Source organism: Rhizobium sp. WYJ-E13, from assembly GCF_018987265.1.
Lineage (GTDB): Bacteria > Pseudomonadota > Alphaproteobacteria > Rhizobiales > Rhizobiaceae > Rhizobium.
Genome location: NZ_CP076854.1, coordinates 1,868,223 through 1,892,238 on the forward strand (window position 1 = coordinate 1,868,223; position 24,016 = coordinate 1,892,238).

A 24,016-nucleotide genomic window follows, 5' to 3' on the forward strand; every position below is an offset into this window, starting at 1 on the left:
AGAATGGAAGAAGCGAATTCATGAAGCTTGAAGAGATCCCCCGCCTTTCCCTTGGCTTCCTGCCGACCCCGATCGAGGAACTGGAGCGCCTCAGCGCCGAGCTGGGCATCTCCCTGTCGGTCAAGCGTGACGACTTCACCGGCTTCGGCGGTGGCGGCAACAAGGTCCGCAAGCTGGAATATCTGATGGCCGATGCGGTCTCGCAGGGCATCAAGGTGCTGATCACGACCGGTGGCCACCAGTCCAACCATGCCCGCATGACGGCCGCAGCCGCCCGCAAATACGGCATGAAGCCGATCCTCGTCCTGCGCGGCAACCGTCCGGATCTCTACCAGGGCAACCTGCTTCTCGACCATCTGTTCGGCGCCGAGATCGACTTCCTGGATCAGGACGCCTATTTTACCGAGATCAACCCGCGCATGCAGTATCACGCCGATCAGGCCGAGGCCCGCGGCGAAAAGGCCTATATCATTCCGCTCGGCGGCGCCTCTGCGCTTGGCGCGATGGGTTATGTCAATGCGGTCAAGGAACTTGCCGAACAGTATCGCGCCGCCGGCACCCCGACGCCGGACTATATCGTCGCCCCCGTCGGCTCGGGTGGCACGCTGGCCGGCCTGCATATCGGCTGCGCCATGTTCATGCCGAAGGCCGAAGTCGTCGGCATTGCGGTCACCGGCAGCGCCGTTCCCTTCAGCGAACGGATCGCCGTCATGGCCAATGCCGGCGCTGAACTGCTGGGCTTCGACAAGCGCTGGACCGCTGACGAAATCCGCATCGAGAACGACTATATCGGCCCTGGTTATTCCATCCCGTCGGAAGCCGGCAACGCGGCGATCAAGCTCGCCGGTAACCGCGAGGGTATGCTGCTCGACCCGGTTTATACCGGCAAGGCCGTCGCCGGTATCATCGGGTGTGTCGAGAACGGCTCGATTGCCAAGGGCTCACATGTTCTCTTCATTCATTGCGGCGGCTCGCCGGCGCTCTACCCCTATGCGGGCCTGCTTACAGACGATATCGGGACGAGACTGTCAGGACTATGACAGACGTGATGACCGCAGCGCGCGGCTCCCGCATACTTTGCACGAATCGTTCCAATCTCGCCGCCGCCTATGACGGCAGCGGTAGTCACGAGTTCAGCGCCTACTGAAGGCGCTGAAAACGGCGTTGGTGCATGGGTCGCAATGGGAACGGCTTTCTGTCTTTGAAGCAGACGCTATCTACACCTTTGCTGCTTGCAGCCGATGGCGACCTCGGTCTGTTGCGCGCCGAATGAGCGTGCCCGTAGTCGGTGTCCGATGATCGATTTATATCGGTCGATGGCGATCTCGACCAGCGAGCGCTTGCCATAGCCGGTCGTTGCTTGCCATTTCATCCGACCGTGTGCCTTGATCGCTTCAATGTGTCGGTCTCGCTGTGCCGCGACCGCGAGGGCCGGCTTCGTATTCTGCCCAGTTCGTCACCTTGAACTTCATCTTGCCGATACGATGGCGGCGGGCGGCATTGTGTTGAAGGGCATAGTGGTGGCACGAGGTTGAGGCGATCGCACCGATTATCCCATGATCGATAAACGATCTGTGCACCAACGCCATCCCGTCTGTAATCATGCCTAAGTCAATTTGAAACAGCGTGGATATGCGTCTGATGGACGACTTGCTGTTTCTCGCGAATGAGATTGAGGAAAGCGCGCTCATCTAGGTCTTCGGCATCAAGGCCGTCCCAGTCGAGCGCCGTCTGCATGAGCGCCATATCCATCAAGCGCACGAGATCCATCAGCTGCAATGATGAAGCACCGTCTCTTGCTGCAGAGATGAGGCGGAAGAGCCGCAGGAATCCCACCGGCTCATTGCTCTCAACCATATCGCGAGTTGCATTGGCCATCGCCTTAATTTGCCTCCAAGCTTGGCAGAAGTCTCGAGATCGAACAGGCCTGCCCGCGTCGCTCCCGAAACAGAATGTTGAATCGGATCTTGCCCACGAAAAACGCTAACACACCCTGTGAATTGCGTAAATGACCCAATTGGATCGATTTAAATCACGGAAAATATTGCTGTTTATCCGAAATCTGAAATAGGATTAGACACCTCATTGGTAGTATTTCTAGCCGCGCCAGCGATCAAGATCGGCTGTTGCAATCGTTAATCTGCGACCTCTCAGCACCGATAAGCTGCCATTCTTCGACAATTGCCCATAATCTCCGATCAAGTGTATTGTTGCGCTTCCACTAATACGTGAGGCGGTCTTGAACAAACCCTTCCCTCCTCTTCCATTCGGCAGCGAACGCGCCGATCTGGACAAATCACCACTTGAAATCCGGGGCCTGCTCTCGCGGCCGATCTGGCGCGAGCTCAGAACCTTTCTGGCGGTCGCCAAAAGCCCCTCCTTTGCTCAAGCCGCGGAACTGCTCGGCACCAGCGCGCCCACCGTCAGTCGCGACGTGAAGCGCCTCCAGGACCAGATCGGTTCGCAACTCGTCATCTCGACCTTTTCCGGCGTCACCCTGACGGAAACCGGCCGCAAGCTTGCCATCCAGGTCGCGGAACTCGATTTCCAGCTGTTTGCCCTTTCCAACGACCTGAAGGACGAGATGGACGCTGTTACCGGGCGGGTCGCCCTCAGCGTGACCTCCGGCCTTGCCGTCGCCATCGTCGCTCCCGCGGTACCCCGGCTGAACGACAGCTATCCGCGCCTCAACCTCGACATCCGGGAACAGGTGTCGTTGGTCAATTTCGAAAAGAACCAGGCCGACCTGATGATCTCTCTGTCTCCGATCTCGAGAGCGGATGTCGATTGCCTCGAGATTGGCACCCTTCATCTCATTCCGGTGGCCAGCCGTGATTATCTGAAAAAATCCGGCGTTCCGCAGCGGCAGTTCATTTCCCAGCATGTCTACGTGCAGTGCAATTACTACGCTTCCGAACGCGAGATCTGGGATGGCTGGCGCGGTCTGGTCGAAGCCGGCCACCAGACCCACAATTGCGAAAATTCGCTCGCCTATTTTGCTCTCGTGCGTAACGGCGCCGGTGTGGGGCTGCTCGGTAACTATGTTCTTGCAGATTCCGAACTCGTGCCGCTTGAACTCGGCGTTCATGTCGCTCTGCCGATCTACCTGATTTCCGTTGCCAATCGCAGGCAATCGAGACCGGTTGCCGCCGTCTATGACTGGATCGTCGATATTTTCAGGACCAATCCGTCATTCGCTACGGGATTGACCTTCCCATCCGGACGGCACGAGCAGGAAGAAAGCCTGCGCAAGATGCTTGAAACTATCGCTCCTCCGCCGCCTTCACAATCTGGCTGAGCTCTTCCGAGATCGAAAGATAGGCATTCGCGACATCCTCGAGGAAGCCGGCAAGCTCGACCGGCCGCACTGTCGGATCGTTGATGAGACGACGCACCATTTCGGTGTGCAGTTTCGTGCGGGTCAAGATCTCCTCCTGCAGCGCCGCTGTTGCGGACTTTTTACCCGCATTTCGCAAATCTGCCATGGTCATGCTGTCTCAAACGAACTCGGTGCGTCCCATTGGCCTTCGACACGCAACAGCAACGCACTACTGCTCTCCATCGTAATCGGGTCAGGCGCGGCGGGAATCGTACCGACCACGGTCAGATAAGGTTCCGGATGGCCGGCGATCTCAACGGGGGGGCTGTCGACGATCTCCAGATCGAACAAAATGGTCCACAACCGCGCGAGGCGCTGCTCGGCCTGGGTCAGAACCTTCGTGTAGCCCTTGCGCGCCACGTGATCGAACGTCATCTGAATGCAACGCTTAACCGTAAAAGGGTGTCGGTACTTTTCGCGGAAGCAGGTTCGTTCATACTTGGCAAAATCGGCGAACCAGCGGATGCGAAGGGAACCCACCGGCTCTTCGCCATCATAAAAGACGAAATGCGTGGCCTGGTGATCATTGCCATCGAAGATGAAGGAGGGAGAGATAGCGTGCTCATGGACAAAGCAGATGCTTCTGAGGATCATCGCATCCCGAACATGATCCGGGGTGGTTGCGACTTGGCATCGAAGATTGGGATATTTGATCACCATCGGTCGGCCTCGTTGTCTGTGCAACCCACTTCAACTCCAGAATGCGAGCTGCGCGAAGGACGAAGATTTCAGGGGGGATTTCAAAAATGACGGACCCTGCCAATCCGATGGCAACCATCATTGCTCTTTGCACCGAAGGGGCACGTCGGTTCGGCGACGACCCAAGGGCCATTGCGAGCTTCGTCGAAAATGAGATCGCCCGCCTCTCCGAGACAGAACAGCGCCAACTCAAGGAACAACTGACGCTTTTGACCGATGGAGGTAGAACTCAAAAGCCGATCATGTAAAGACAACCCACAAAGATTTGACGATCTCTGGAAGTATTCTCAAGGATAGGAATGAAAGATCAGGAACTGAATTTGGCGATCGGCCAAAGATTACGCTCCGTGCGCGCCGCTCGCGGCGTCACCCAGAGCGAACTGGCCGCGCATATCGGTGTCGCGTTTCAGCAGATCCAGAAATATGAGAATGGTACAAACCGCCTATCCGTTGCGGTCATGCTGCGGCTGTGCAGCTTCATGAAGGTGGATGCCGGTTGGTTCGTCAACGGCGTCGAAACCGGGATGGGCGGCGGTGTCGAGGACGAGGCAGCCTATCTTGCCAAGGAAATCGCGCGCATCTCCGATGAGAACATCCGCCGCAACCTGACGATGCTGATCCACACCCTGGCCGTCACCGATGTGACGATCTGAAGGCAATTAGGCTGGCTCTGGCATGGCTGACCGGACGAGCCGTACCTGCTGTGTAGTGGCCTCGCAGGCAAGCTGCGAGGCCTGGAGATCATTGACAGTCTCAAGCCGCGTTCGGATAACGCGCAGCGTACCAATTCCTGAACAGGCGATACTGGTTTTCGAGGTGGCGGCGCTGCGAATCGCTGAGCTTGTCGGTCTCGTTGAAGTGCAGCGTGTATTCCGTCTCGCCATTCAGCACCATCAGATACTTGTAGTGCAGCACCAGATCCGGACCTTCGTCATAGGTCGAAAGAACCATCAGCGCCTCTTCGAGCTCGCGTGCGGCGCTGCGGGCAGCGGCATCGCCCTTTGCTGCCTTTTCGCATAGCGAGACGAGATGCAGGACTTCTTTCGGCAGCGCATTGCCGATGCCGGTGATGGCGCCGCCTGCGCCGCAATTGACGAAGCCGTGGTAGACGCCGGTGTCGACGCCGACCATCAGCGTCAGCGCATCATCGCCCGACGTGATGTTTTCGGCCGCATAGGTCATGTCGCTCTTGCCGCCGAACTCCTTGAAGCCGACGAGGTTCGAGAATCGCGAACGCAGATCGAAGAAGAGATCAGCGCGCGTTGCAAAGCCGTAATAGGGACTATTGTAGATGACTGCCGGCAGGCCCTTCGCAGCCTCGAGGATCGCCGAGAAATGATCCCGCTGGGCCGAGACAGACGAACCGCGCGACAGAACGCGCGGGATGACCATCAGCCCCTTGGCGCCGACGGCGGCCGCATGCGCGGCATGGGCAACGGCCGACTTGGTGTTGACGGCACCGGTGCCGACGATGACCGGAACACCCGCCTCGACAAGGCGCTTGACGCCTTCCTGGCGCTGCTCGTCCGTCAACAGCGGCCAGTCGCCCATCGAACCGCAATAGACGACGGCGGACATGCCGAGGTCGATCAGTTCCTTGCCTTTGCGAGCAAGCGCGTCGAAGTCAGGGGTACGGTCATTGTTGCAGGGCGTCATGAGCGCCGGGATGCAACCTTGGAATACGGAACCAGTCATCGCCAATCTCTCGTTATCTTGAAAACTCCCCGGATACCGGGGTTGATGAGGCATTTAGCATCTTGCCGACTTCTTGTCGACAATAAAAATACAAAGCACAATTTTCCTTCGGCGGAAGCGCTTTACCGGCGGTGCAAGAGTTTTGCGGCGACTAGAGTGCCAGCTTGGCGTTCTGGCGGGAATCGGCGGTGATGTAGGAGCGGATCTGCCGAACGATCTGGTCGGCATGCGCAGAGGCCAGGCTGTCGGCGCGCGCCACGTCGCGATTGATGATCGCCTGGATCATCTCCTCGTGCTCGCCAACATATTGGCGCGGCAGGACATCGTTGAAGGAGGAATAGTAGAGCCTTAGGATGCGGCGTCCCTCGTCCAGCAGCCGGGTGAAGAGCTCGACATAATATCGGTTCCGACCGGCCTGGGCGATCGCGATATGGAAGTCGCGGTTGGTCGAAATCATGCCGAGCACGTCGCGATTGGTGACCGCTATCTCGAAGGACTTCTGCTGAACACGGATGGCGGCGATATCCCCTTCGGCGTGATTGGCCGCCGCAAGCCGGGTGGTGACGCGATACATCAGCGTAAGGGCATCGAAAAATTCCGGCAGGCCGAGGAAATCGATGTTCGAGACGATCGTCGCGCGGTTGGTCAGCGTCGTGATCAGCCCTTCGGCGGCAAGCCGCACCAGTGCTTCGCGGATCGGCGTTCGCGACAGCGCAAAACGATCGGACAATTGCTGTTCGTCGATCGGGCTACCGGGCGGCAGTTTCAGCTCGATGATCTCGTTTCGAAGCGTCTCATAGACCGTCGATACGCCGGAGCCACGCCGGTGTGTTTGCAGTTTTTCGGTCTCGTCCACGCTTCCATCGTCCTTTCAAGCAGCCGAGTTCATACTCAGTCTACTAGCGAATCCGCTGGACGACTTCAAACCCTATATACTTTCTGTCGGCAGATGGAATTTTGAATGTTCCCTTTGCCTCGACAAGAGGCGGCGATGCCTATTCGCGTTTTCCCGGCTTGCCGACGCGCAGCGCATCGCTCAATTCCATCCGCGCTGTGCCGATCAGCTGCTCCATCGCAAAACGCGCCGCATCTGGCCGTCGCATGCGGATCGCGTCCAGCACGTCCTGATGCCGGGCGATCGCATAGTCGTGGCTCTGGCTCGCCCGGTTGGTCAGGCGGAAGCTTGCAAGCAAAGCAGCGCGGATGGCGGTGGCAAACTGACGGAAGACCCAGTTGCCGCTAGCATTGATAATGGCGGTATGGAATTCGAGGTCCGCCTGGCTCCAGGCCTCGTTGTCACGGGCATTGGCCGCCACCATGTCCTCGAAGGCTTCGGCGATCTGGGCGAGCTGCCTGGCTGTGGCATTGGCGGCGGCCTGCGCGGCAGCGGCCGGCTCCAGCAGCTGGCGGGCGTCGAGCAACGAATCGTAGAAGCCCCGGTCATCGCTGAATTCGAGCGTCGCATCGAGGACCAGCGGGTCGAGATAGTTCCAGTTCTCGCGAGGCAGCACGCTGGTGCCCGCGCGCGTGCGCGAACGGACCATGCCGAGGGCCGACAGATATTGCATCGCCTCCCTGAGGCTGGTGCGGCTGACACCATAGAGCTCGGAAAGCTCCGCTTCGTTCGGCAGAAGCGAGCCTTCGGCAATATCGCCGGAGACGATCTGCCCGATGAGTTTCTTCAACAGTTCCTCGCGCACGGTGCGCCGTCCCTGTTCGGGCTTGGTCGCCGCACTTCCCGTTCGCAGAAGTCCCGATCGCGTACTCATCACGTCCCCCGTACCACTGGTCTTGTTTTCATCATGGGCGGCGCCTCGCTCAAGCTTCAATCTACAACTGCAGGCTCAGCAGGCTTCTCCCAAGAAATCTGATCGTCACGCGCGGTTGCCGCGTCCCGCGGCCGACGAGCGCATATTGTCGAGCAGGACGGCGATCAGGAGAATAAGACCGCGCACCACATATTGATAGAAGGCCTGGATGTTGAGCAGGTTCATGACATTCTCGGCAATGCCCATAATGAGCACACCGACAATTACCCCGGTCATCGCCGCGCGGCCGCCGGCGAGCGACACGCCGCCGAGCACGCAGGCCGAGATGACGGAGAGTTCCAGGCCGGTCGCCGCATTCGGCTGACCGGATGTGATGCGCGAGGCAAGCAGAATACCGGCAATGCCGCAGACGAGACCCTGCAGGGCAAAGATCCAGATGCGCATATTGACGACATTGACGCCCGCAAGGCGCGAGGCCTCGGGATTGCCGCCGATCGCCAGGGTATTCTTGCCGAAGACGGTGCGGTTCAGCACGAAACCGAAGACGATGAAGAGCAGTACCATGATCCAGATCGGCGTCGGCACCGTCAGGAAACGCGACAGCGCCAGCTGGTAGAAGGCGGGATCGTTGATGCCGACGGCACGGCCATCAGAGGCGATCAGCGCCAGGCCGCGCACGATCTGCATGGTCGCAAGCGTGGTGATCAGTGCGTTGATGCGAAAGCGGGCAATGACCACACCATTCACAAAGCCGACGATGCTGCCGCAGACGAGAGCCGCCAGCAGGCCAAGCGGGATAGAGCCGGTGGAATTCGACACCATGACGGTAATCATGCCGGAGAAGGCCACCGTCGAGCCGACGGAAAGGTCGAAATCCCGCGAGGCAAGGCAGAACATCATGGTGCAGGCGACGATGCCGATCGTCACCACCGACTGGAGCAGGCCGAGCATGTTACGTTCGGTCAGGAAGCTCGGAACGGTCATCGAGACGATCACGAAGGCGATCGCGAAGATCACCACCAGACCTTGTTCACCGAGGAGGATTTTTTTTAACGCGTTCATCACTACCGTTCCTGAATTAGATTGTGCCGGCGGCATTCTTGTCGGGCAGGGCCGCGGTCAGAATGCCGCGTTCGTCGAAATCAGCCCGCCCCACGTTGGCGGCCACACGACCTTGGCACATGACCATGATGCGATCCGAGATACCCATGACCTCGGGAAGCTCGCTGGAAATGACGACGATCGCCATGCCACCGGCAGCAAGTTCATAGAGGATTTCATAGATTTCCGACTTGGCGCCGACATCGATTCCGCGCGTCGGCTCGTCGATGACCAGCACCTTGACGCCCTGCTCCGAAAGCCAGCGGCCGAGAATGACCTTCTGCTGGTTGCCGCCCGAGAGATTGATGATGTCCTGCTTGCGCGAGGGCGTGCGGACCCTAAGCTTGGCAATGAACTGGTCGGCGATCGAAGCTTCCTTCTTCGGATCCAGAACGCCGAACGGAGAGAAATGCCGGCGTGAGGAGATCGTAATATTCTCCTGGATTGACCGGCCTTGGATGATGCCGTCGAACTTGCGGTCCTCCGGGCAGAGAACCATGCCGGCATTGATCGACGCCTTCGGATTGTTGGGAGATATGCCTACGCCATCGATCGCGACACTGCCCTGATAGCGGTGGTCGGCGCCATAGAGCAGCCGCGCCATCTCGCTTCGCCCGGCACCGATCAGCCCGAAGAAACCAAGGATTTCGCCTTTGCGGACAGAGAAGCTGATCGGATTGCGGAGCTTCGAGCCGGACAGGGTCTTGACCTCAAGGCGGACATCGCCGAGCGGCCGCTCGCGCCAGCCCCAGATATTGGCGATCTCGCGGCCGACCATTTCGGCGATGATCTGCTCGCGGGTCGTCTTGCCGATATCGGGATGATGCGCGGCAAGCTTGCCATCGCGCAGAACCGTCAGGCTATCGCAGAGACGAAAGATCTCATCAAGGCGGTGCGAGACATAGATGATGACCGTACCCTTGGCCTTCAGCTTGCCGATGAGGGAAAACAGGATTTCGCTTTCACGCGAGGAGAGCGAGGAGGTCGGCTCGTCGAGCGCGATCACCCGGGCGTCGAGCATCACGGCCTTGGCGATTTCCACCATTTGGCGGGCACCGATCGACAGCGAGGAAACCTTTGTGGAAGGATCGACGTCGATGCCGATCTCGTCAAGCTTGGCGCGAACCGTCTCGATCAGCGTTTTGCCATTGATGACCCCGGCCTTGCCGGGAAAGCGGCCGAGCCAGAGGTTTTCGGCGACGGTCAGTTCCGGGACGAGCTGAAGCTCCTGATGGATGACGATGACACCGGCATGGAACGCATCGCGGACGGAGCTGTATTTCTGCTCGACGCCATGGATGAGAATGCTGCCTTCATCGGCAGACTGATCGCCTGAGAGCACGCGGATCAGGGTGGACTTGCCGGCGCCGTTTTCGCCCATCAGCCCATGCACGGCGCCTTTTTCGATGCCGAAGGAGATGTTGGAGAGCGCCTGGACGCCCGGATAACCCTTGGAAATGGTCTTGAATTCGAGGAAAGCCATCATCGCTCCGTCGAGAATGTACCCGGCGACAGAAAGTGCCGCCGGGAAGAAATCATCACGGACGGATGATCATTCGATACCGAGGTCCTTGCGAACCCTTTCATAATCGCCACGCAGCGCCAGAGAACCCGAGGTCAGCGTCACCTTTGCCGGCTCCTTGCCGTTGGCGATCCAATCATACATGTTGAGCGCGGTTTCATAACCGTGACGCTTCGGCGAGATGATGACCGTGCCGAAGAACCCGGTCGCAGACGGCTTCTTGAACTCGTTGATCGCCGATTCCGCACCACCGATGCCGACGCCAATCATGTTGTCGGCGGAAATGCCGACCGATTCGGATGCGCGCACAGCGCCGAGCACGGCTTCATCGTTGAGGCCGAAGGCGACCCAGTACTTCACATCGGCATGCTTGTTGAGAACGGTCGTGGCGGCATTGAGCGCTGCCTCCGTATCGGTCTTTGCCTGCGGCGCGTCATAAATATTCTCAGCCGGGAAGCCGGCAGCCTTCAGAACCGAGATCGCGCCTTCGACACGGTCGACAGCCGTCGGAAGCTGATCGTAGGAGACGCGGATTGCGCCGACATCCTTCATGTCCCAACCGCGCTTCTTCATCTCGTCAACGAGCGCCTGGCCGACGCCTTCGCCGATCTTCGTGGCGGAAATGCCCATATGCGGCACATCCTCCAGCGGCTTGCCGTCGGCATCGACCAAACGGTCGTCAACGGTCATCAGCTTGAGTTGGTTGGCAGCGGCCTTGGCAACGATACCGGGACCGAGCTTGACGTCAGGCGTGCAGATGATGAAGCCTTGGGCGCCCTGCGCACCGAGGTTATCGATCGCCGACTGGACCTTTTCGCCATCCTCAGCGCCGATCTTGACGACGGTGAAACCCTTTTCCTTGGCAGCCTGATCGGCAAATTTCCATTCGTCCTGGAACCAGGGCTCCTCCGGCTGCTTCACGATGAAACCGATCTTGACGTCCTCTGCCAAGACGGAGCCGGCGGCCAGAACGGCAAAGGCGCCGGCGAGGATGGCTGCTTTGACGAAGCGCATTATCTCTCTCCCTAAATCTCGATCTGCCGCTCATCGGCAGCAGTTATTGGATAGAAACAAACATCATACCAGTCAATATTTATGTATGATTATTTACGCGACTCGACCGTGAAAACCCGCGCGAAATCTCCGAAACACCAAGCCATAGGTCGAGAGCAGGCCGACAACACCGTCGAAGACGAAAATAAATCTTATATATATTGACATTCATTCGACCGATAATAGGGTGCCGCCCAGTTCGGATCAGCCTCGATCTCTTGGGGAACATTGCTTCATGGCCATCATCGATCTGCAGGGCGACCCGCTTTCGGCCCTTGCATCGCCGATGCGGCCGATGCGCTGTCCTGATCAGCGAGAACAAGCATAAAGAGGAGACAGACGATGCCACACCGCCTTTCCGGAAAACGGGTCTTCGTTACAGGTGCTGCGCAAGGGATCGGCCTGGCAATCGCCGAGGCCTTTGCGGCAGAAGACGCGCGCCTCTTCCTGGTCGACCGCGATGAGGCAGTGCTCGAAGAAACCGCCGCGCGCCTGGCGGCAAAAGGCACAGTGCTCGGCTATCAGGCGGCCGACATCACCGATGCTACCGCCATAAAGGCTGCCGTGGCCAAGGCAGGGGAAGAGATCGGCAGCATCAATGCCCTCGTCAACAATGCTGGCGTCAACGTCTTTGCCGAGCCTTTGCAGACAACAGATGAAGAATGGCAGCGCTGCTTCGATATCAATCTCAAGGGCGCCTGGCATTGCTGCCGTGCCGTCTTGCCGCAGATGATCGCCGATGGCGGCGGCGTCATCCTCAATATCGCCTCGACCCACGCCTTCACCATCATCCCGCACACCTTTCCGTACCCGCTCGCCAAACACGCACTACTCGGCATGACCAAGTCGCTCGGCATCGAATATGCCCCACAGCATGTGCGGGTGAACGCGATTGCGCCCGGCTACGTCTCGACCCAGAAGGTCATCGACTACTGGAACAGTTTCCCCGACCCGGAAAAGGCCAAGGCTGAAACGATGAAACTGCATCCGGGCGGGCGCATTGCCACACCGCAGGAAATCGCCATGGCAGCAGTCTTCATGATCTCGGATGAATGCACCTTCATCAATGCCACCTGCCTGACGATCGACGGCGGCCTCAGCGTCATGCAACACCAGTGATCGTTTCCGCTACTCGCCACAGACCTAAAGTGCGGCGCACATGGGAGCTGTCTAGTTTTTGCGCAGCAGCATTACTTGACACAATTTTGGGCGATCCATAGAGTTTTATCCATCTGGTAAAAAAGAGGGGAACTCATGAAAAATCAGATCACTATCACCCGTCGTACGGTTCTCGCGTCGGGCATGGCGCTCGGTGCAACCGCCTTTGCACCCAAACTCTGGGCGCAGGAAAAACTGAAGGTTGCCGGCATCCATGCCTCACCAGTCGAAAACGCCTGGAACTCCTGTCTGCACAAGGCGCTTCAGGATGCCGCTTCCGAAGGTGTGATCGAATACGTCTTCTCCGAAGGTGTCTCGGGCACCGACTATCCGCGCGCTATGCGCGAATATGCCGAACAGGGCGCAGCACTCATCGTCGGCGAGGCCTATGCCGTCGAGCGCGAAGCCCGCCAGGTGGCCGCCGACTATCCGAAGACTGCCTTCATGCTCGGCTCCAGTGGCGAGCCGTCGGGCGACAATTTCGGCGTCTTCGGCACATGGAATCATGACGGCGCCTATCTCGCCGGCATGCTGGCCGGCAAGATGACGAAATCGGGCATTGTCGGCTCAGTCGGCGCGCTGCCGATCCCCGAAGTCAACATGCTGATGAATGCCTTTGCCGCCGGCGTGAAGGAAGTCCGCCCGGATGCCAAGCACCTCGTCGCCTTCATCGGCACCTTCTTCGATCCGCCGAAGGCACGCGAAGCCGGCCTTGCCCAGATCGATGCTGGCGCCGACATTCTGTTTGGCGAGCGCATCGGCACGGCTGACGCTGCCAAGGAGCGCGGCATCAAGTCCGTCGGTTCGCTGATCGACTATACACCGCGTTATCCGGATACGGTCTTTGCCAATGCGATCTGGGGCTTCCGCCCGATCCTCAATGCGGCGATCGCCGACGTGAAGGCCGGCAAGCCGACCGGCAACAACTACACGCGCTTCGGCCTGATGAAGGAAGGCGGCAGCGATATCGTCTATGTCAAGGGCGTGGCCCCGGCAGAGGCCGAAGCGGCGATGGAAGCCAAACGCGCCGCCATCAAGTCCGGCGCCTTCGAAGTGCCGATCATGCCCGAGGAGCCGAAGTAAGCCGGCATTCGGATGACCAGGATTGATGCAAGCAAGGGCTCGGTACCGGAGGGCGACGCGATTGCGCTCGCCGCCCGGATCGGGAGCGGTGCATCCGATTGTACCGAGGCGATGGAAAAGGCGATTTCCGCCGCCAGAACCAATGAGGCGCTTGGCGCGATCTGTCATCTCGACGCAGCCCTCGGCATGGACAATGCTGCCGCCCTTGATCGCGAGCGCCGCGATGAGCCGGATCGCTTCGCCGCCCGGCCCTTTGGCGGCGTGCCGACGCTTGCCAAGGATCTCGGCGGCCCGTTCAAAGGGCTTGCCGTCCATGCCGGCTCAGGACTCTTCGATGGAATGCTCGATGCATCGGCCGATTCCGATCTTGCGGCGCGCTTCCGTCAGGCGGGCTTCAGCCTCTTTGGCCTCACCACCAGTCCGGAAGTCGGTCTCTCTCTTGCAAGCGAACCGGCGCGAGGGCCTGTCTGCCGCAATCCGCTCGATCCGTCCCGCACCGCAGGCGGCTCATCCGGCGGAGCTGCGGCCGCGGTTGCAGCCGGTATCGTGGCGATTGCCCATGCGACGGATGCCGGCGGCTCCATCCGTGTGCCGGCCGCCTGCTGCGGTCTCGTTGGCCTGAAACCCAGTCGTGGCGCAATCCCCGGCGGTCCGGGCTTCGGCAATCATCTCGGCGGCATCGCCAGTGAGCTTGCGATCTGCCGTTCCGTTCGGGACGCAGGGGCAATTTTAGACGCCCTGGATGGAAATCCAGATGGCCCCTATGCGGCAGCCGCTCCCGACAACGGTGAAAAGCCCCGCCTTCGCATCGGCCTGCTGACAGAGACTGGCAGCGACCTGCCGACCGAGCCAGCAAGGCAGCAAGCCGTGGAGACAGCAGCCCGGAGCCTCGAACAGGACGGGCATCAGATCGTCACGATCGAATGGCCGCGCCTTGCGCCAAGTGTTACCGCGAGCGCGGCCATTTTCGCCGACATCATTGCCATCAATCTGGCATGGCTCATCGAGAGCCTGCGGCTCGACCTTTCAAAGGCTGAGCCTCTGACGGCCGCCTTCGCGGCGCGCGGAGCAGCCCTTGCGCCAACCTCTCTCTGGCAGAGCCTCAGTGCCATGCCGCATATCAGTCACGACCTCTGGCGGCTCTTCGACGGCATCGACTGCCTGCTGACGCCGATGCTTGCGACAGCCCCTCTGCCAATCGGCTCCTTCCCGAGCGACCATCAGGACACGGCCCTGCATCTGAACCGCATGGCGCGCTTTGCACCGCTCGCCTGCCTTGCCAATATTTCCGGTTTTCCGGCTCTGACACTGCCTTTTGGAAGCGACGCGGACGGAATGCCTTTGCCCGTGCAATTGCTGGCGCCGATGGGCCAGGAACCGCTGCTGCTTGCCCTTGCCTCGCGGCTGGAAGCAGAGCAACGTTGGATCCACTCCCATGCCATTGCGGGACTTGCCTCATGACATCAGCTCCCGTGCTCCAGCTTGCCGGCATCAGCAAGCGTTTCGGCGCGATCCAGGCCAATGACGATATTTCGCTGAGCCTCGCCAAGGGGGAAGTGCTGGCGCTGCTCGGCGAAAACGGCGCCGGCAAAACGACGCTGATGAACATTCTCTTCGGCCATTATGTGCCGGACGCCGGCACGATCCATATCGAAGGCAACGAGTTGCCGGCCGGCCGGCCTCGTGCGGCGATCCACGCCGGCATCGGCATGGTGCACCAGCATTTTTCCTTGGCGGCGAACCTGACGGTGCTCGAAAACGTCATGACGGGAACGGAAAAGCTCTGGTCCTGGAAATCGGAAAAGACCGCCGGCCGTGCCAAGCTCCTGTCGATTGCCACACGCTTCGGCCTCGAGGTCGATCCCGATGCCCGGCTCGGCGACCTCTCGGTCGGCGAACAGCAGCGCGTCGAAATCCTCAAGGCGCTCTATAACGATGCCCGCATCCTGATCCTCGACGAACCGACGGCAGTGCTTACCAATATCGAGGCGGAACGTCTCTTCCAGACGCTGCGGGAAATGGCCCGGCAGGATCTCTCGCTGATCTTCATTTCCCACAAGTTGGACGAGGTGATCAGTGCGGCAGACCGCGTCGTCGTGCTGCGCGGCGGAAAGGTCGTCGCCGAGCGGCTGACCGGTGAAATCAGTAAGGCGGAGCTTGCCGAACTCATGGTCGGTAGGCGGGTGACCCGCCCGGTCCGCGAGGCGTCCACACCCGGCGAGGTCGTCTTCGAAGCGGTCGGCGTCACCGTTCGCGATAGCGGCCAGGAGCGGCTGAGAGATATCAGTTTTCAGCTCCATGCCGGCGAAACACTCGGCATTATCGGCGTCTCCGGCAATGGCCAGGCGACGCTCAGCCATCTTGTCAGCGGCCTGGCCGGCTGGAGCAGCGGCGACATCCTTCTGTTCGGGCAACCGGTCACCAAGATCAGTGTCGAAGGCCTGATCGATGCCGGCATCGGCCGTATTCCAGAGGATCGCAATAAGGAAGGCGCGATCGGCGAGCTCTCCGTCTGGGAGAATGCCGTACTCGAGCGCATCGCCTCTCCACGCTTTTCCCGCCATGGGCTGGTCGACCGAAAGGCCGGCATGGCCTTCGCACAGCAGATCATCGCCGAATTCGACATTCGCGGCGGCGGGCCGGCGACGCGCACCCGGCTTCTTTCGGGCGGCAACATGCAGAAGCTGATCCTCGGCCGCAACCTGCATGACAGGCCGAAGATCCTGATTGCGGCGCAACCGACACGCGGGCTCGACGAGGGCGCTGTTGCCGCCGTCCATGCCCGTATATTGCAGGCACGCAAGCAGGGCACGGCCGTGCTTCTGATATCGGAGGATCTGGACGAGGTGATCGGCCTTGCCGATCGCATCCAGGCCATCGTCAAAGGGCGCCTGTCGCCCCCCATCGACGCGCAAAGCGCCGATCCCCGAAAACTCGGCCTGATGATGTCAGGCGAATGGACGTCCGAGGCCCAGCATGCGTCTTGAACGCCGCGATCACCGCCCGCCCTATCTGGTCGTGGCAGCGCCTATCGGTGCCGTCATCGCCGCACTCGCCATTGCCGGCATCCTGATTGCGCTCGCAGGCGCCCCTGTCTTCGAAGCCTATTGGCGTATCCTGACCGGCGCCTTCGGTACACGGCTTTCGGCGACGGAGACGCTAACGCGGGCTACACCCTTGATGCTGACCGGCCTTGCCGCAGCTGTCGCCTTCCGCGCCAGGCTCTGGAATATCGGTGCCGAAGGCCAGTTCTATCTCGGGGCCATCACCGTTGCCGCACTCGGCTCCAAGCTCTTGGCAGGGCTGCCGGCCGTGCTTCTCATCCCCGCCCTCTTGCTTGCAGGGGCCGTCGCCGGCATGGTGCTGATCCTTGTGCCGCTCTGGCTCCGGCTGCGCTTTTCCGTCGATGAGGTCGTGACCAGCCTGCTCTTGAATTTCGTCGCCCTGCTCTTCGTCTCCATGCTGATCGACGGCGTGCTGAAGGATCCGCTCGCCTTCGGCTGGCCACAATCCATGCCGGTCAGCGACCACGCGCTGCTGCCGAAGCTCGTGGCGCGCTCACGCCTGCATATCGGCTTCATCATCGCCATCACCATCGCGCTCGCGGTGCATCTCCTTCAGTCGCGGACTGTCTTTGGCCTGCGCTCGCGCGCAGCAGGCCTCAATCCCGCCGGCGCCGTCTTTGCCGGCGTGCCACTCGGCATGACGCTGGTCAAGGTCGCCTGCCTTTCCGGCGGCCTGGCGGGCCTTGCCGGCGCGATCGAGGTAATGGGCGTGAAAGGCTACGTGACAACCGATCTGTCGCCGGGCTTCGGCTATTCCGGCATTATCGTCGCCATGCTCGCCAACCTGCACCCGATCGGCGTGATTGCCGCGGCACTCTTCACTGCCACCATGTTCGTCGGCGCCGATGGCATGAGCCGGGCGCTCGGCATACCGACCTATATTGCCGACGTGACCGTCGCCGTCTCTCTGCTGACCATGCTTATCGCGCTGTTCTTCACCCAATACAGGATCCGCAGATGATGGCTCTGACCGACATTGTCTCCTCCGCCGGCCTCTGGGCTGCCGTGCTGCGCATCGCAACACCGCTGATCTTCGGCACGCTCGGCGCGCTGCTCTGCGAAAGGGCGGGCGTGCTCAATCTCGGTATCGAGGGTATCATGACCTTCGGGGCGATGATCGGCTGGCTTGCCGTCTTTCACGGCGCTGATCTCTGGACCGGGATACTCGTTGCAGCACTCGCCGGCGCGATCTTCGGCCTGCTGCATGCGCTTCTGACCGTGACGCTCGGCCTGTCACAGCATGTCACAGGCCTCGGTATTACCCTTTTTGCCTCCAGCCTCAGCTATTTCATCTTCCGCCTAGTCGTGCCGCTTGCCGGTACACCGCCGACGATCGTACCGTTCCAACCGCTCGACATTCCTGTCCTCTCCGGCTTGCCTTTCCTCGGCCAAGCCCTTTTTGCCCAGACTGCGCCGACCTACCTTGCCATCCTGCTTGCCGTCATTCTGGGCTATCTGATCTTTCGCACGCCGCTTGGCCTGACGATCCGTATGACCGGCGAGAACCCGCATGCGGCAGAAGCACAGGGCATCGATCCGATCAGGATCCGTTATGGCGCCATCATTTCCGGAAGCGCAATCATGGCCGTCGGCGGCGCCTTCCTGACGCTTTCTGCCTTCAACAGCTTCTTTCCGACCATGGTTCAGGGACGCGGCTGGATTTCGATCGCACTCGTCGTCTTCGCCTCCTGGCGGCCGGGCCGTGCCCTTCTGGGCGCCCTGCTCTTTGCCTTCTTCGATGCCTTCCAGCTCAGGCTTCAGACCGTACTCGGAGGCGTCGTTCCCTATCAGCTTTTCCTGATGACGCCCTATCTCCTGTCGATTGCCGCACTCGCCGTGATGGCGCGACGTGCCCGCGTTCCGCATGCGCTCATGCAGCCCTATCGCCGTGGCGAGCGCTGATTGCCAATTCCCAGTTCCACAACAGACCGGTGCCGCCATGTTTGACCTGATCATCCGAAACGCAAATCTTCCCGATGGCCGCAGCGGCATCGATATCGCCATTCAGAAGGACAGGATCGCCGAGATCGCAGCCAGGATCGAGGCCGAGGCCGGCGAGGAGATCGACGCGACGGGCCGGCTCGTCAGCCCGCCTTTTGTCGACCCGCATTTTCACATGGACGCGACGCTTTCCCTCGGTCTGCCGCGCATGAACCGCTCCGGCACGCTTCTCGAAGGCATTGCGCTCTGGGGCGAGCTTCGACCGATCCTGACCCGCGAAGCTTTGGTGGAGCGGGCCTTGCGCTATTGCGACCTCGCCGTCTCCCAAGGCCTCCTGCATATCCGCAGCCATGTCGATACCAGCGATCCGCGACTGGTAACCGCAGAGGCGCTGATCGAGGTGCGCGAGAAAGTCGCTCCTTATATCGACCTGCAGCTCGTCGCCTTTCCGCAGGATGGCTACTATCGTGCGCCCGATGGCGTCGAGGCGCTGAACCGTGCGCTGGACATGGGGCTCGATATCGTCGGCGGCATTCCGCATTTCGAGCGCACCATGGCCGATGGTGCGGCGTCGGTTGCCGCCCTTTGCCGTATCGCAGCCGACCGTGGCCTGCCCGTCGACATGCATTGCGACGAGACCGACGATCCGATGTCGCGCCATATCGAAACGCTTGCCGCCGAAACCGTCCGCTTCGGCCTGCAGGGCCGTGTCGCCGGGTCGCACCTGACATCGATGCATTCAATGGACAACTATTACGTCTCCAAGCTCATTCCGCTGATGGCGGAGGCAAAGATCAACGTCATCCCCAATCCGCTGATCAACATCATGCTGCAGGGCCGCCACGACACCTATCCGAAACGGCGTGGCATGACGCGGGTGCGTGAACTGATGGAGGCGGGCCTGAACGTTTCCTTCGGCCATGACTGCGTAATGGACCCCTGGTACTCGATGGGCTCGGGCGACATGCTGGAGGTCGGCCATATGGCGATCCATGTCGCGCAGATGGCCGGCATCGACGATAAGAAGAAAATCTTCGACGCGCTGACCGTCAACTCCGCCCAAACCATGGGGCTTGAAGGCTACGGCCTGGAAAAGGGTAAGAATGCCGATCTCGTCATCCTGCAGGCTCGCGATCCGCTCGAAGCACTGCGGTTGAAAGCGAACCGGCTGACCGTCATCCGCCGCGGCAAGGTCATCGCGCGGAGCTTGCCGCGCTTGAGCGAACTTGTAATCGAGGGCAGACCGACAAGGCTAGACGCATCGGATTTCTATCCTAGCCTGCCAGGCTGACAACGGGTTGCTATAGAAACGGAGCGCTGCCGCCGTCGACCATATCCTGACCTCCGAGCGCCTGCTCTCGTCCTGAAGACCATCAATTCCACCGCCCCGTCGAGGCGGTGCGCCTTGCGGTTGTCGGGGCGTCGCCTCCGGCTCAGGGACAGATGCAAACTTCCTCATCTGGCGCAAAAATTGCTTTTCATGAGCGATGGAGAACACCATATGCTCGACATTGACCCGCGAATATTCTCGATAAGCCGGCCGTCGCTTCAGCAATATAAAGCGTTCGTTCAGCGCGACCTCATCATAGAGACCTACCACAGCTCGGCTGGCGAAATGGCCTCACAGGGCTCGCTTCACAGGATCTCGATCAACCGCACTGCTCACCGGAAATATGCACACAGATATGGTTCGGCAAATTTCAGATCTGTCGAGAGGCCGTCCTTCACACTGGGCTTTCAGCCGGCTTCGATCAATTTCGAAGTCGAAGGCGACGCCGCAGATTACATATCGATTTTCCAGGCTCCGAAGCTCTACGAGAACCTGGGCCTGAGAGATTTCGATCCTGACCGCCTCAATGACGATGCATTCAGCGCAGCATCGGACCCGACTACTTTGCAAGTGGCCCTTTCACTCGCTGCAGCCGTCGAGCAGACCGAATGCGCCGACCCTCTCTTGATGGAACACCTCGGCATGGCGCTCGCCTGTTCGGTCGTCAGGCTCCTGGGAACAAGACCAGCCGTCGGGATACGGTCGATAAGGTCGGAAAAGCTGAAGCGGGTGACCGAGTATGTCGAGGATTATCTTTGTCGTGCCGACCTCACCGTCGATGAACTGGCCGGCGTCGCCCACATGAGCCACTTTCATTTCAGCCGCGCCTTCAAGAAGGCTGTCGGGAAGCCACCACACCAGTTCATACTCGATCGAAGGATTGAGAGGGCTCGAATTTACCTGGCCGATGGCAAGGAAACACTCTCGGAGATTGCCTATGCCACCGGCTTTTCCAGTCAGGCACATTTCTCGAGCGTATTTCGCCGGATCGTCGGCGTAACTCCCACTGACTATCGCAGATCATTGCAATGATTGGCGCCGATGCGCAGAAAAGCAGCTTTGCAAAAAAATAGCGCACGATTTTGAAATCGCACTTCGCGTTTGCAAGACACACTCTCGACAACAAGGGAGTATCGAATGCCTGCCTTCGCGCAAGTTAATCCAATCACCGATATCTGCTTTCTGGTCGAAGACATTGACCGGGCAGCAGCCTTCTACGTCGATAGCCTCGGCTTCCAGCCACGCCGGCGCGCTCCAGGCTTTGCCGATTTCAAGGGTGCGGGCGTTACGCTCGCCCTTTGGGAGATCGACCATATTGCCCAAAATACCGGCGTATCCGGCCTGAAGGCCCCGCCCGGAGTTCACAAGGCCTGCGCTGCGATCGAGCTTTCTTCTCCCGCAGCCGTTGACGCAGCCTACGCCGAACTGGCAGCTGCCGGCGTCACCTTCCAGGGGCCTCCACAGGATTACAGCTGGAATGCGCGCTGCTGCTACTTCGCAGATCCTGATGACAATCTCTGGGAACTCTATGCCTGGGCCGAAGGCGGTCCTGTGGGCGATCTCGACTAGACAAGGCTCTGCCGCCGATGCTGGCAAGGGCGTTAACAAAAAGGGGAATGGCGATGACGATGAACCGACGCAGATTTCTGGCCAACGGTGCGCTGACGCTTGCTGCTCTATCCGGCGGCCTAAGCATCTTTGCGCCCATCAGGGCGAACGCCCAAAGCGCAAAGGTGGTCATCAAGTACGATTGGTTGATGAGCAACGGCCAGATCGGAGACATCGTCGCCGCGAAGAAGGGATTTTTCCAGGCTGAGGGACTGGAGGTGGAGTTTTCTCCCGGAGGCCCCAACTCCGCGACAGTGCCTCCGGTCGTTACCGGCCAGGCCGGGCTCGGCCAGTTCTCGGACTCGGCGCAGCTGCTGCTCGCACGCGCCTCAGGGGTGCCGATCAAGATCATCGCTTGCGGGTTTCGCATGGCACCGTTTGCATTCTACTCGCTGCCGAAGGCACCAATCCGCACAGTCAAGGACATGGTCGGCAAACGCATCGGGATTCAGCCAACCGCCCGTTACGTCCTGGATGCAATCCTTCTCAAGAATGAGATCGATCCGTCGAGCCTTACGATCACGAACATCGGGTTCGACATGACGCCGTTAACGACGGGCCAGGTCGATGCGGTGACGGGCTGGATCACCAACACCCAGGCGCTGTCCGTTCTTGGGCCTGACCGGATCGATTTGATGATGAAGGATACGGGGCTGCCGTCTTATGCTAACGTCTACTTCGCAACCGACGATGCGATCGACAAGCACGCCGACACGCTTTCGAAGGCAATGCGAGCCATAGCCAAGGGCTGGGCATGGACGCACGAGCATCCGGAAGACGCGGTGAAGCTCACGGTCGAAGCCTATCCGCAGCTCGACCTGGCGGTGGAGTTGAAAACGATACCGCGGATCATGTCACTGAGCTTCGATGAGACGACGGCAAAGGATGGATGGGGTACCTTCGATCCCCAGGGTATTGCCGAGCAAATCGCGGCCTATGACAAGGTTGGCCAGTTCAAGTCCGGCCCACCGAAGCTCGATGACTGCTTTTCGACCGCCATATTGGAGATGACGGCAGGAGACCGTCCGAAAATCGGATGAACCCTGTGACAAACGAAATTGCAATCGAGGCGAGGAGCCTTGGGCTCGGCTATCCGGGATCGATGCAGCCAGTTCTGGAGGGCGTCGATCTCAGCGTCGCCAAAGGCGAGTTTCTGACGATCCTTGGCCCGTCTGGATGCGGAAAGTCGACGCTCCTTCGCGCAATTGCCGATCTGCTGCCGCCGATCAACGGCCGGCTTTCCGTGCTTGGGAAGCCGGCAGCGGAGGCGAGACGGAAGCGGGAGGTTGGATTTGTATTCCAGGAGGCCACCCTTCTTCCCTGGCGCACGGTGCGAGACAATGTCTGCCTGCCATTGCAGGTTGGAAAAGGCCGCATCGCCAAATCGGTCGAGCCCAGGGCCGACCATTGGCTGGAGCTGGTCGGCCTTGCCCATCTATCGGATCGCTATCCAAACCAGCTTTCGGGCGGACAGCGCCAGCGCGTTTCGATTGCACGCGCCTTGCAGTGCGAGCCGGACATCCTGCTGATGGACGAGCCCTTCGGGGCGCTCGACGAAATCACCCGCGACCGGCTCAATGATGAACTTCTCTCCATCTGGCGTCGGACACACGCGACGATCCTGTTCGTGACACACAGCATAACCGAGGCGATTTATCTCGGGGGGCGCGTACTGGTGCTTGCCGCAAATCCTGGCCGGTGCCAGGCCCTCATCGATCTCGCGTCACTGAAGGACGAAAACGGCGTCTGTCGCAGGGAAAGCCCGCAGGCACAGGATATAGCAGCGCAACTGCGCCAGCTGCTGCGCGAAGGTGGAGCGTAATCCCTTGAAGAGAGACCAACTTTCCCTGTTGGAAGCGACTATTCTTCCAGTTGCCGGCGCGTTCTCATTGTTGGTCGTCTGGCAATGGGTGTTACCGGCGCTCGGCGTTCCGGCTTATATTGTCCCAACGCCCCTCTCGGTCCTGCGCACATTCGCCAGTGAATGGCAGGGGCTCGTCCAGAACGCGCTGCCCACCTGGTACGAGGCTCTTCTTGGCTTTTTTCTCGGCAATCTCATTGCGGTGATCCTTGCCATTGTCTTCGTCTACAGCCCACGTGTCCGGGCGGCATATTTTCCTGTCGTGCTGCTCTTCAATACCATTCCGGTTTTGGCTCTGGCACCAATCATCATTCTCGTCTTCGGTCTCGGCATTTTACCCAAGGTCGTGATCGCCGCCCTCCTCTGTTTCTTCCCGACGCTCGTCAACATGGTGCGCGGTTTGACATCGGCGACAAGCAACGAGCTGGAGCTCATGCATGTTCTGTCGGCAAGCGGATGGGAAACCTTTTGGCGTCTGCGGGCTCCGCGGTCGGTGCCGCTTCTGTTCGCCTCATTGCGAATATCGGCAACGACCTCTGTGATCGGCGCGATCGTGGGGGAATGGATCGGATCAGACCGTGGACTTGGCGCCGTCATCATCCAGTCGACGTTCAATTACCAGGCCGAAAGGCTGTTTGCGGCGGTGCTGCTTGCCTCGCTGTCCGGCATCATCTTCTTTGCGATCGTTGGCCGGATCGAGCGGATCTTTCGCCGGCTGGCATCGCCGTGAACCAGGCATGTCCTCGACAGAC

The 24,016-nt window shown here is 60.1% G+C and carries 25 protein-coding genes and 1 pseudogene; 16 read left to right on the forward strand and 10 right to left on the reverse strand.

The window, feature by feature from the left end; genetic code table 11:
- Window positions 1–20: 20 nt before the first annotated feature.
- Window positions 21–1,040: a 1-aminocyclopropane-1-carboxylate deaminase/D-cysteine desulfhydrase gene (locus KQ933_RS30050; RefSeq protein ID WP_216759620.1), complete on the forward strand. Its 1,020-nt coding sequence runs from the start codon at window positions 21–23 to the stop codon at window positions 1,038–1,040.
- 173 nt (window positions 1,041–1,213) lie between these two features.
- Here the strand turns inward: KQ933_RS30050 and KQ933_RS30055 are convergent.
- Window positions 1,214–1,414 (reverse strand): annotated as a pseudogene (locus KQ933_RS30055) (IS5/IS1182 family transposase); the annotation flags it as partial.
- Window positions 1,415–1,611: 197 nt separating this feature from the next.
- Window positions 1,612–1,878, reverse strand: coding sequence for a hypothetical protein (locus tag KQ933_RS30060; protein ID WP_216759621.1), 267 nt, complete (start codon window positions 1,876–1,878; stop codon window positions 1,612–1,614).
- Between the two features lie 361 nt (window positions 1,879–2,239).
- Here KQ933_RS30060 and KQ933_RS30065 point away from each other — a divergent pair, with 361 nt between their 5' ends.
- A complete protein-coding gene (locus KQ933_RS30065; RefSeq protein ID WP_216759622.1) occupies window positions 2,240–3,298 on the forward strand; it encodes a LysR family transcriptional regulator in 1,059 nt (352 codons plus the stop codon).
- Here KQ933_RS30065 and KQ933_RS30070 read toward each other — a convergent pair.
- Both KQ933_RS30070 and KQ933_RS30075 read right to left on the reverse strand, forming a co-directional pair.
- Entirely contained in the window at window positions 3,264–3,425 is a 162-nt protein-coding gene (locus KQ933_RS30070) for a hypothetical protein (RefSeq protein WP_253958369.1), read from the reverse strand. The two genes, KQ933_RS30065 and KQ933_RS30070, sit on opposite strands and share 35 nt — an antisense overlap.
- Window positions 3,426–3,487: 62 nt before the next feature.
- Entirely contained in the window at window positions 3,488–4,039 is a 552-nt protein-coding gene (locus KQ933_RS30075; protein ID WP_253958370.1) for a hypothetical protein, read from the reverse strand.
- An 86-nt stretch (window positions 4,040–4,125) separates the two neighbouring features.
- Between KQ933_RS30075 and KQ933_RS30080 the strand changes: the two genes are divergently transcribed.
- Together KQ933_RS30080 and KQ933_RS30085 are read left to right on the forward strand one after the other, a co-directional pair.
- Window positions 4,126–4,326 carry a hypothetical protein gene (locus KQ933_RS30080; RefSeq protein WP_216759624.1) on the forward strand — a complete coding sequence of 67 codons (201 nt, stop codon included), beginning with the start codon at window positions 4,126–4,128 and terminating at the stop codon, window positions 4,324–4,326.
- Between the two features lie 51 nt (window positions 4,327–4,377).
- Window positions 4,378–4,731 carry a helix-turn-helix domain-containing protein gene (locus tag KQ933_RS30085; RefSeq protein ID WP_216759625.1) on the forward strand — a complete coding sequence of 118 codons (354 nt, stop codon included), beginning with the start codon at window positions 4,378–4,380 and terminating at the stop codon, window positions 4,729–4,731.
- Window positions 4,732–4,831: 100 nt separating this feature from the next.
- On the opposite strand, the gene KQ933_RS30090 is transcribed toward KQ933_RS30085, so the two are convergent.
- The 6 genes from KQ933_RS30090 to KQ933_RS30115 form a co-directional block, all read right to left on the reverse strand.
- Window positions 4,832–5,773: a dihydrodipicolinate synthase family protein gene (locus tag KQ933_RS30090; RefSeq protein WP_216759626.1), complete on the reverse strand. Its 942-nt coding sequence runs from the start codon at window positions 5,771–5,773 to the stop codon at window positions 4,832–4,834.
- Between the two features lie 151 nt (window positions 5,774–5,924).
- Window positions 5,925–6,629, reverse strand: coding sequence for a GntR family transcriptional regulator (locus tag KQ933_RS30095; protein WP_216759627.1), 705 nt, complete (start codon window positions 6,627–6,629; stop codon window positions 5,925–5,927).
- Window positions 6,630–6,768: 139 nt separating this feature from the next.
- On the reverse strand, window positions 6,769–7,542 hold the full coding sequence (locus KQ933_RS30100) for a FadR/GntR family transcriptional regulator (protein ID WP_183726137.1): 774 nt from the start codon (window positions 7,540–7,542) through the stop codon (window positions 6,769–6,771).
- 105 nt (window positions 7,543–7,647) lie between these two features.
- Window positions 7,648–8,604 carry an L-arabinose ABC transporter permease AraH gene (gene araH / locus KQ933_RS30105; RefSeq protein WP_216759629.1) on the reverse strand — a complete coding sequence of 319 codons (957 nt, stop codon included), beginning with the start codon at window positions 8,602–8,604 and terminating at the stop codon, window positions 7,648–7,650.
- 16 nt (window positions 8,605–8,620) lie between these two features.
- A complete protein-coding gene (gene araG, locus KQ933_RS30110; RefSeq protein ID WP_216759630.1) occupies window positions 8,621–10,126 on the reverse strand; it encodes an L-arabinose ABC transporter ATP-binding protein AraG in 1,506 nt (501 codons plus the stop codon).
- 69 nt (window positions 10,127–10,195) lie between these two features.
- Window positions 10,196–11,179: an arabinose ABC transporter substrate-binding protein gene (locus KQ933_RS30115; protein WP_216759632.1), complete on the reverse strand. Its 984-nt coding sequence runs from the start codon at window positions 11,177–11,179 to the stop codon at window positions 10,196–10,198.
- Between the two features lie 381 nt (window positions 11,180–11,560).
- Between KQ933_RS30115 and KQ933_RS30120 the strand changes: the two genes are divergently transcribed.
- The 12 genes from KQ933_RS30120 (at window position 11,561) to KQ933_RS30175 (ending at window position 23,994) form a co-directional block, all read left to right on the forward strand.
- Complete coding sequence (locus tag KQ933_RS30120) at window positions 11,561–12,337, forward strand: SDR family oxidoreductase (protein ID WP_216759633.1); 777 nt, start codon at window positions 11,561–11,563, stop codon at window positions 12,335–12,337.
- Between the two features lie 135 nt (window positions 12,338–12,472).
- Window positions 12,473–13,459: a BMP family protein gene (locus KQ933_RS30125; RefSeq protein WP_216759634.1), complete on the forward strand. Its 987-nt coding sequence runs from the start codon at window positions 12,473–12,475 to the stop codon at window positions 13,457–13,459.
- Window positions 13,460–13,471: 12 nt separating this feature from the next.
- Window positions 13,472–14,920 (forward strand): amidase, encoded by a 1,449-nt coding sequence (locus KQ933_RS30130; protein ID WP_216759636.1) that lies wholly within the window; start codon window positions 13,472–13,474, stop codon window positions 14,918–14,920.
- Window positions 14,917–16,446, forward strand: coding sequence for an ABC transporter ATP-binding protein (locus tag KQ933_RS30135; RefSeq protein WP_216759638.1), 1,530 nt, complete (start codon window positions 14,917–14,919; stop codon window positions 16,444–16,446). Before KQ933_RS30130 ends, KQ933_RS30135 begins: the two co-directional genes overlap by 4 nt.
- Entirely contained in the window at window positions 16,436–17,485 is a 1,050-nt protein-coding gene (locus KQ933_RS30140) for an ABC transporter permease (protein ID WP_216759640.1), read from the forward strand. Before KQ933_RS30135 ends, KQ933_RS30140 begins: the two co-directional genes overlap by 11 nt.
- Window positions 17,482–18,426, forward strand: coding sequence for an ABC transporter permease (locus tag KQ933_RS30145; protein ID WP_216759642.1), 945 nt, complete (start codon window positions 17,482–17,484; stop codon window positions 18,424–18,426). The genes KQ933_RS30140 and KQ933_RS30145 overlap by 4 nt, the downstream gene beginning before the upstream one ends.
- 37 nt (window positions 18,427–18,463) lie before the next feature.
- Window positions 18,464–19,756, forward strand: coding sequence for an amidohydrolase family protein (locus tag KQ933_RS30150; protein ID WP_216759643.1), 1,293 nt, complete (start codon window positions 18,464–18,466; stop codon window positions 19,754–19,756).
- Window positions 19,757–19,966: 210 nt separating this feature from the next.
- A complete protein-coding gene (locus KQ933_RS30155; RefSeq protein WP_216759644.1) occupies window positions 19,967–20,827 on the forward strand; it encodes an AraC family transcriptional regulator in 861 nt (286 codons plus the stop codon).
- A gap of 105 nt (window positions 20,828–20,932) precedes the next feature.
- The gene (locus tag KQ933_RS30160) at window positions 20,933–21,364 is read left to right on the forward strand and encodes a VOC family protein (RefSeq protein WP_216759645.1); all 432 of its coding nucleotides are present in this window, start codon (window positions 20,933–20,935) and stop codon (window positions 21,362–21,364) included.
- A gap of 53 nt (window positions 21,365–21,417) precedes the next feature.
- On the forward strand, window positions 21,418–22,443 hold the full coding sequence (locus tag KQ933_RS30165) for an ABC transporter substrate-binding protein (protein WP_216760888.1): 1,026 nt from the start codon (window positions 21,418–21,420) through the stop codon (window positions 22,441–22,443).
- Entirely contained in the window at window positions 22,440–23,225 is a 786-nt protein-coding gene (locus KQ933_RS30170) for an ABC transporter ATP-binding protein (RefSeq protein ID WP_216759647.1), read from the forward strand. The genes KQ933_RS30165 and KQ933_RS30170 overlap by 4 nt, the downstream gene beginning before the upstream one ends.
- A 4-nt stretch (window positions 23,226–23,229) precedes the next feature.
- Window positions 23,230–23,994: an ABC transporter permease gene (locus KQ933_RS30175; protein WP_216759648.1), complete on the forward strand. Its 765-nt coding sequence runs from the start codon at window positions 23,230–23,232 to the stop codon at window positions 23,992–23,994.
- Window positions 23,995–24,016 lie beyond the last annotated feature (22 nt).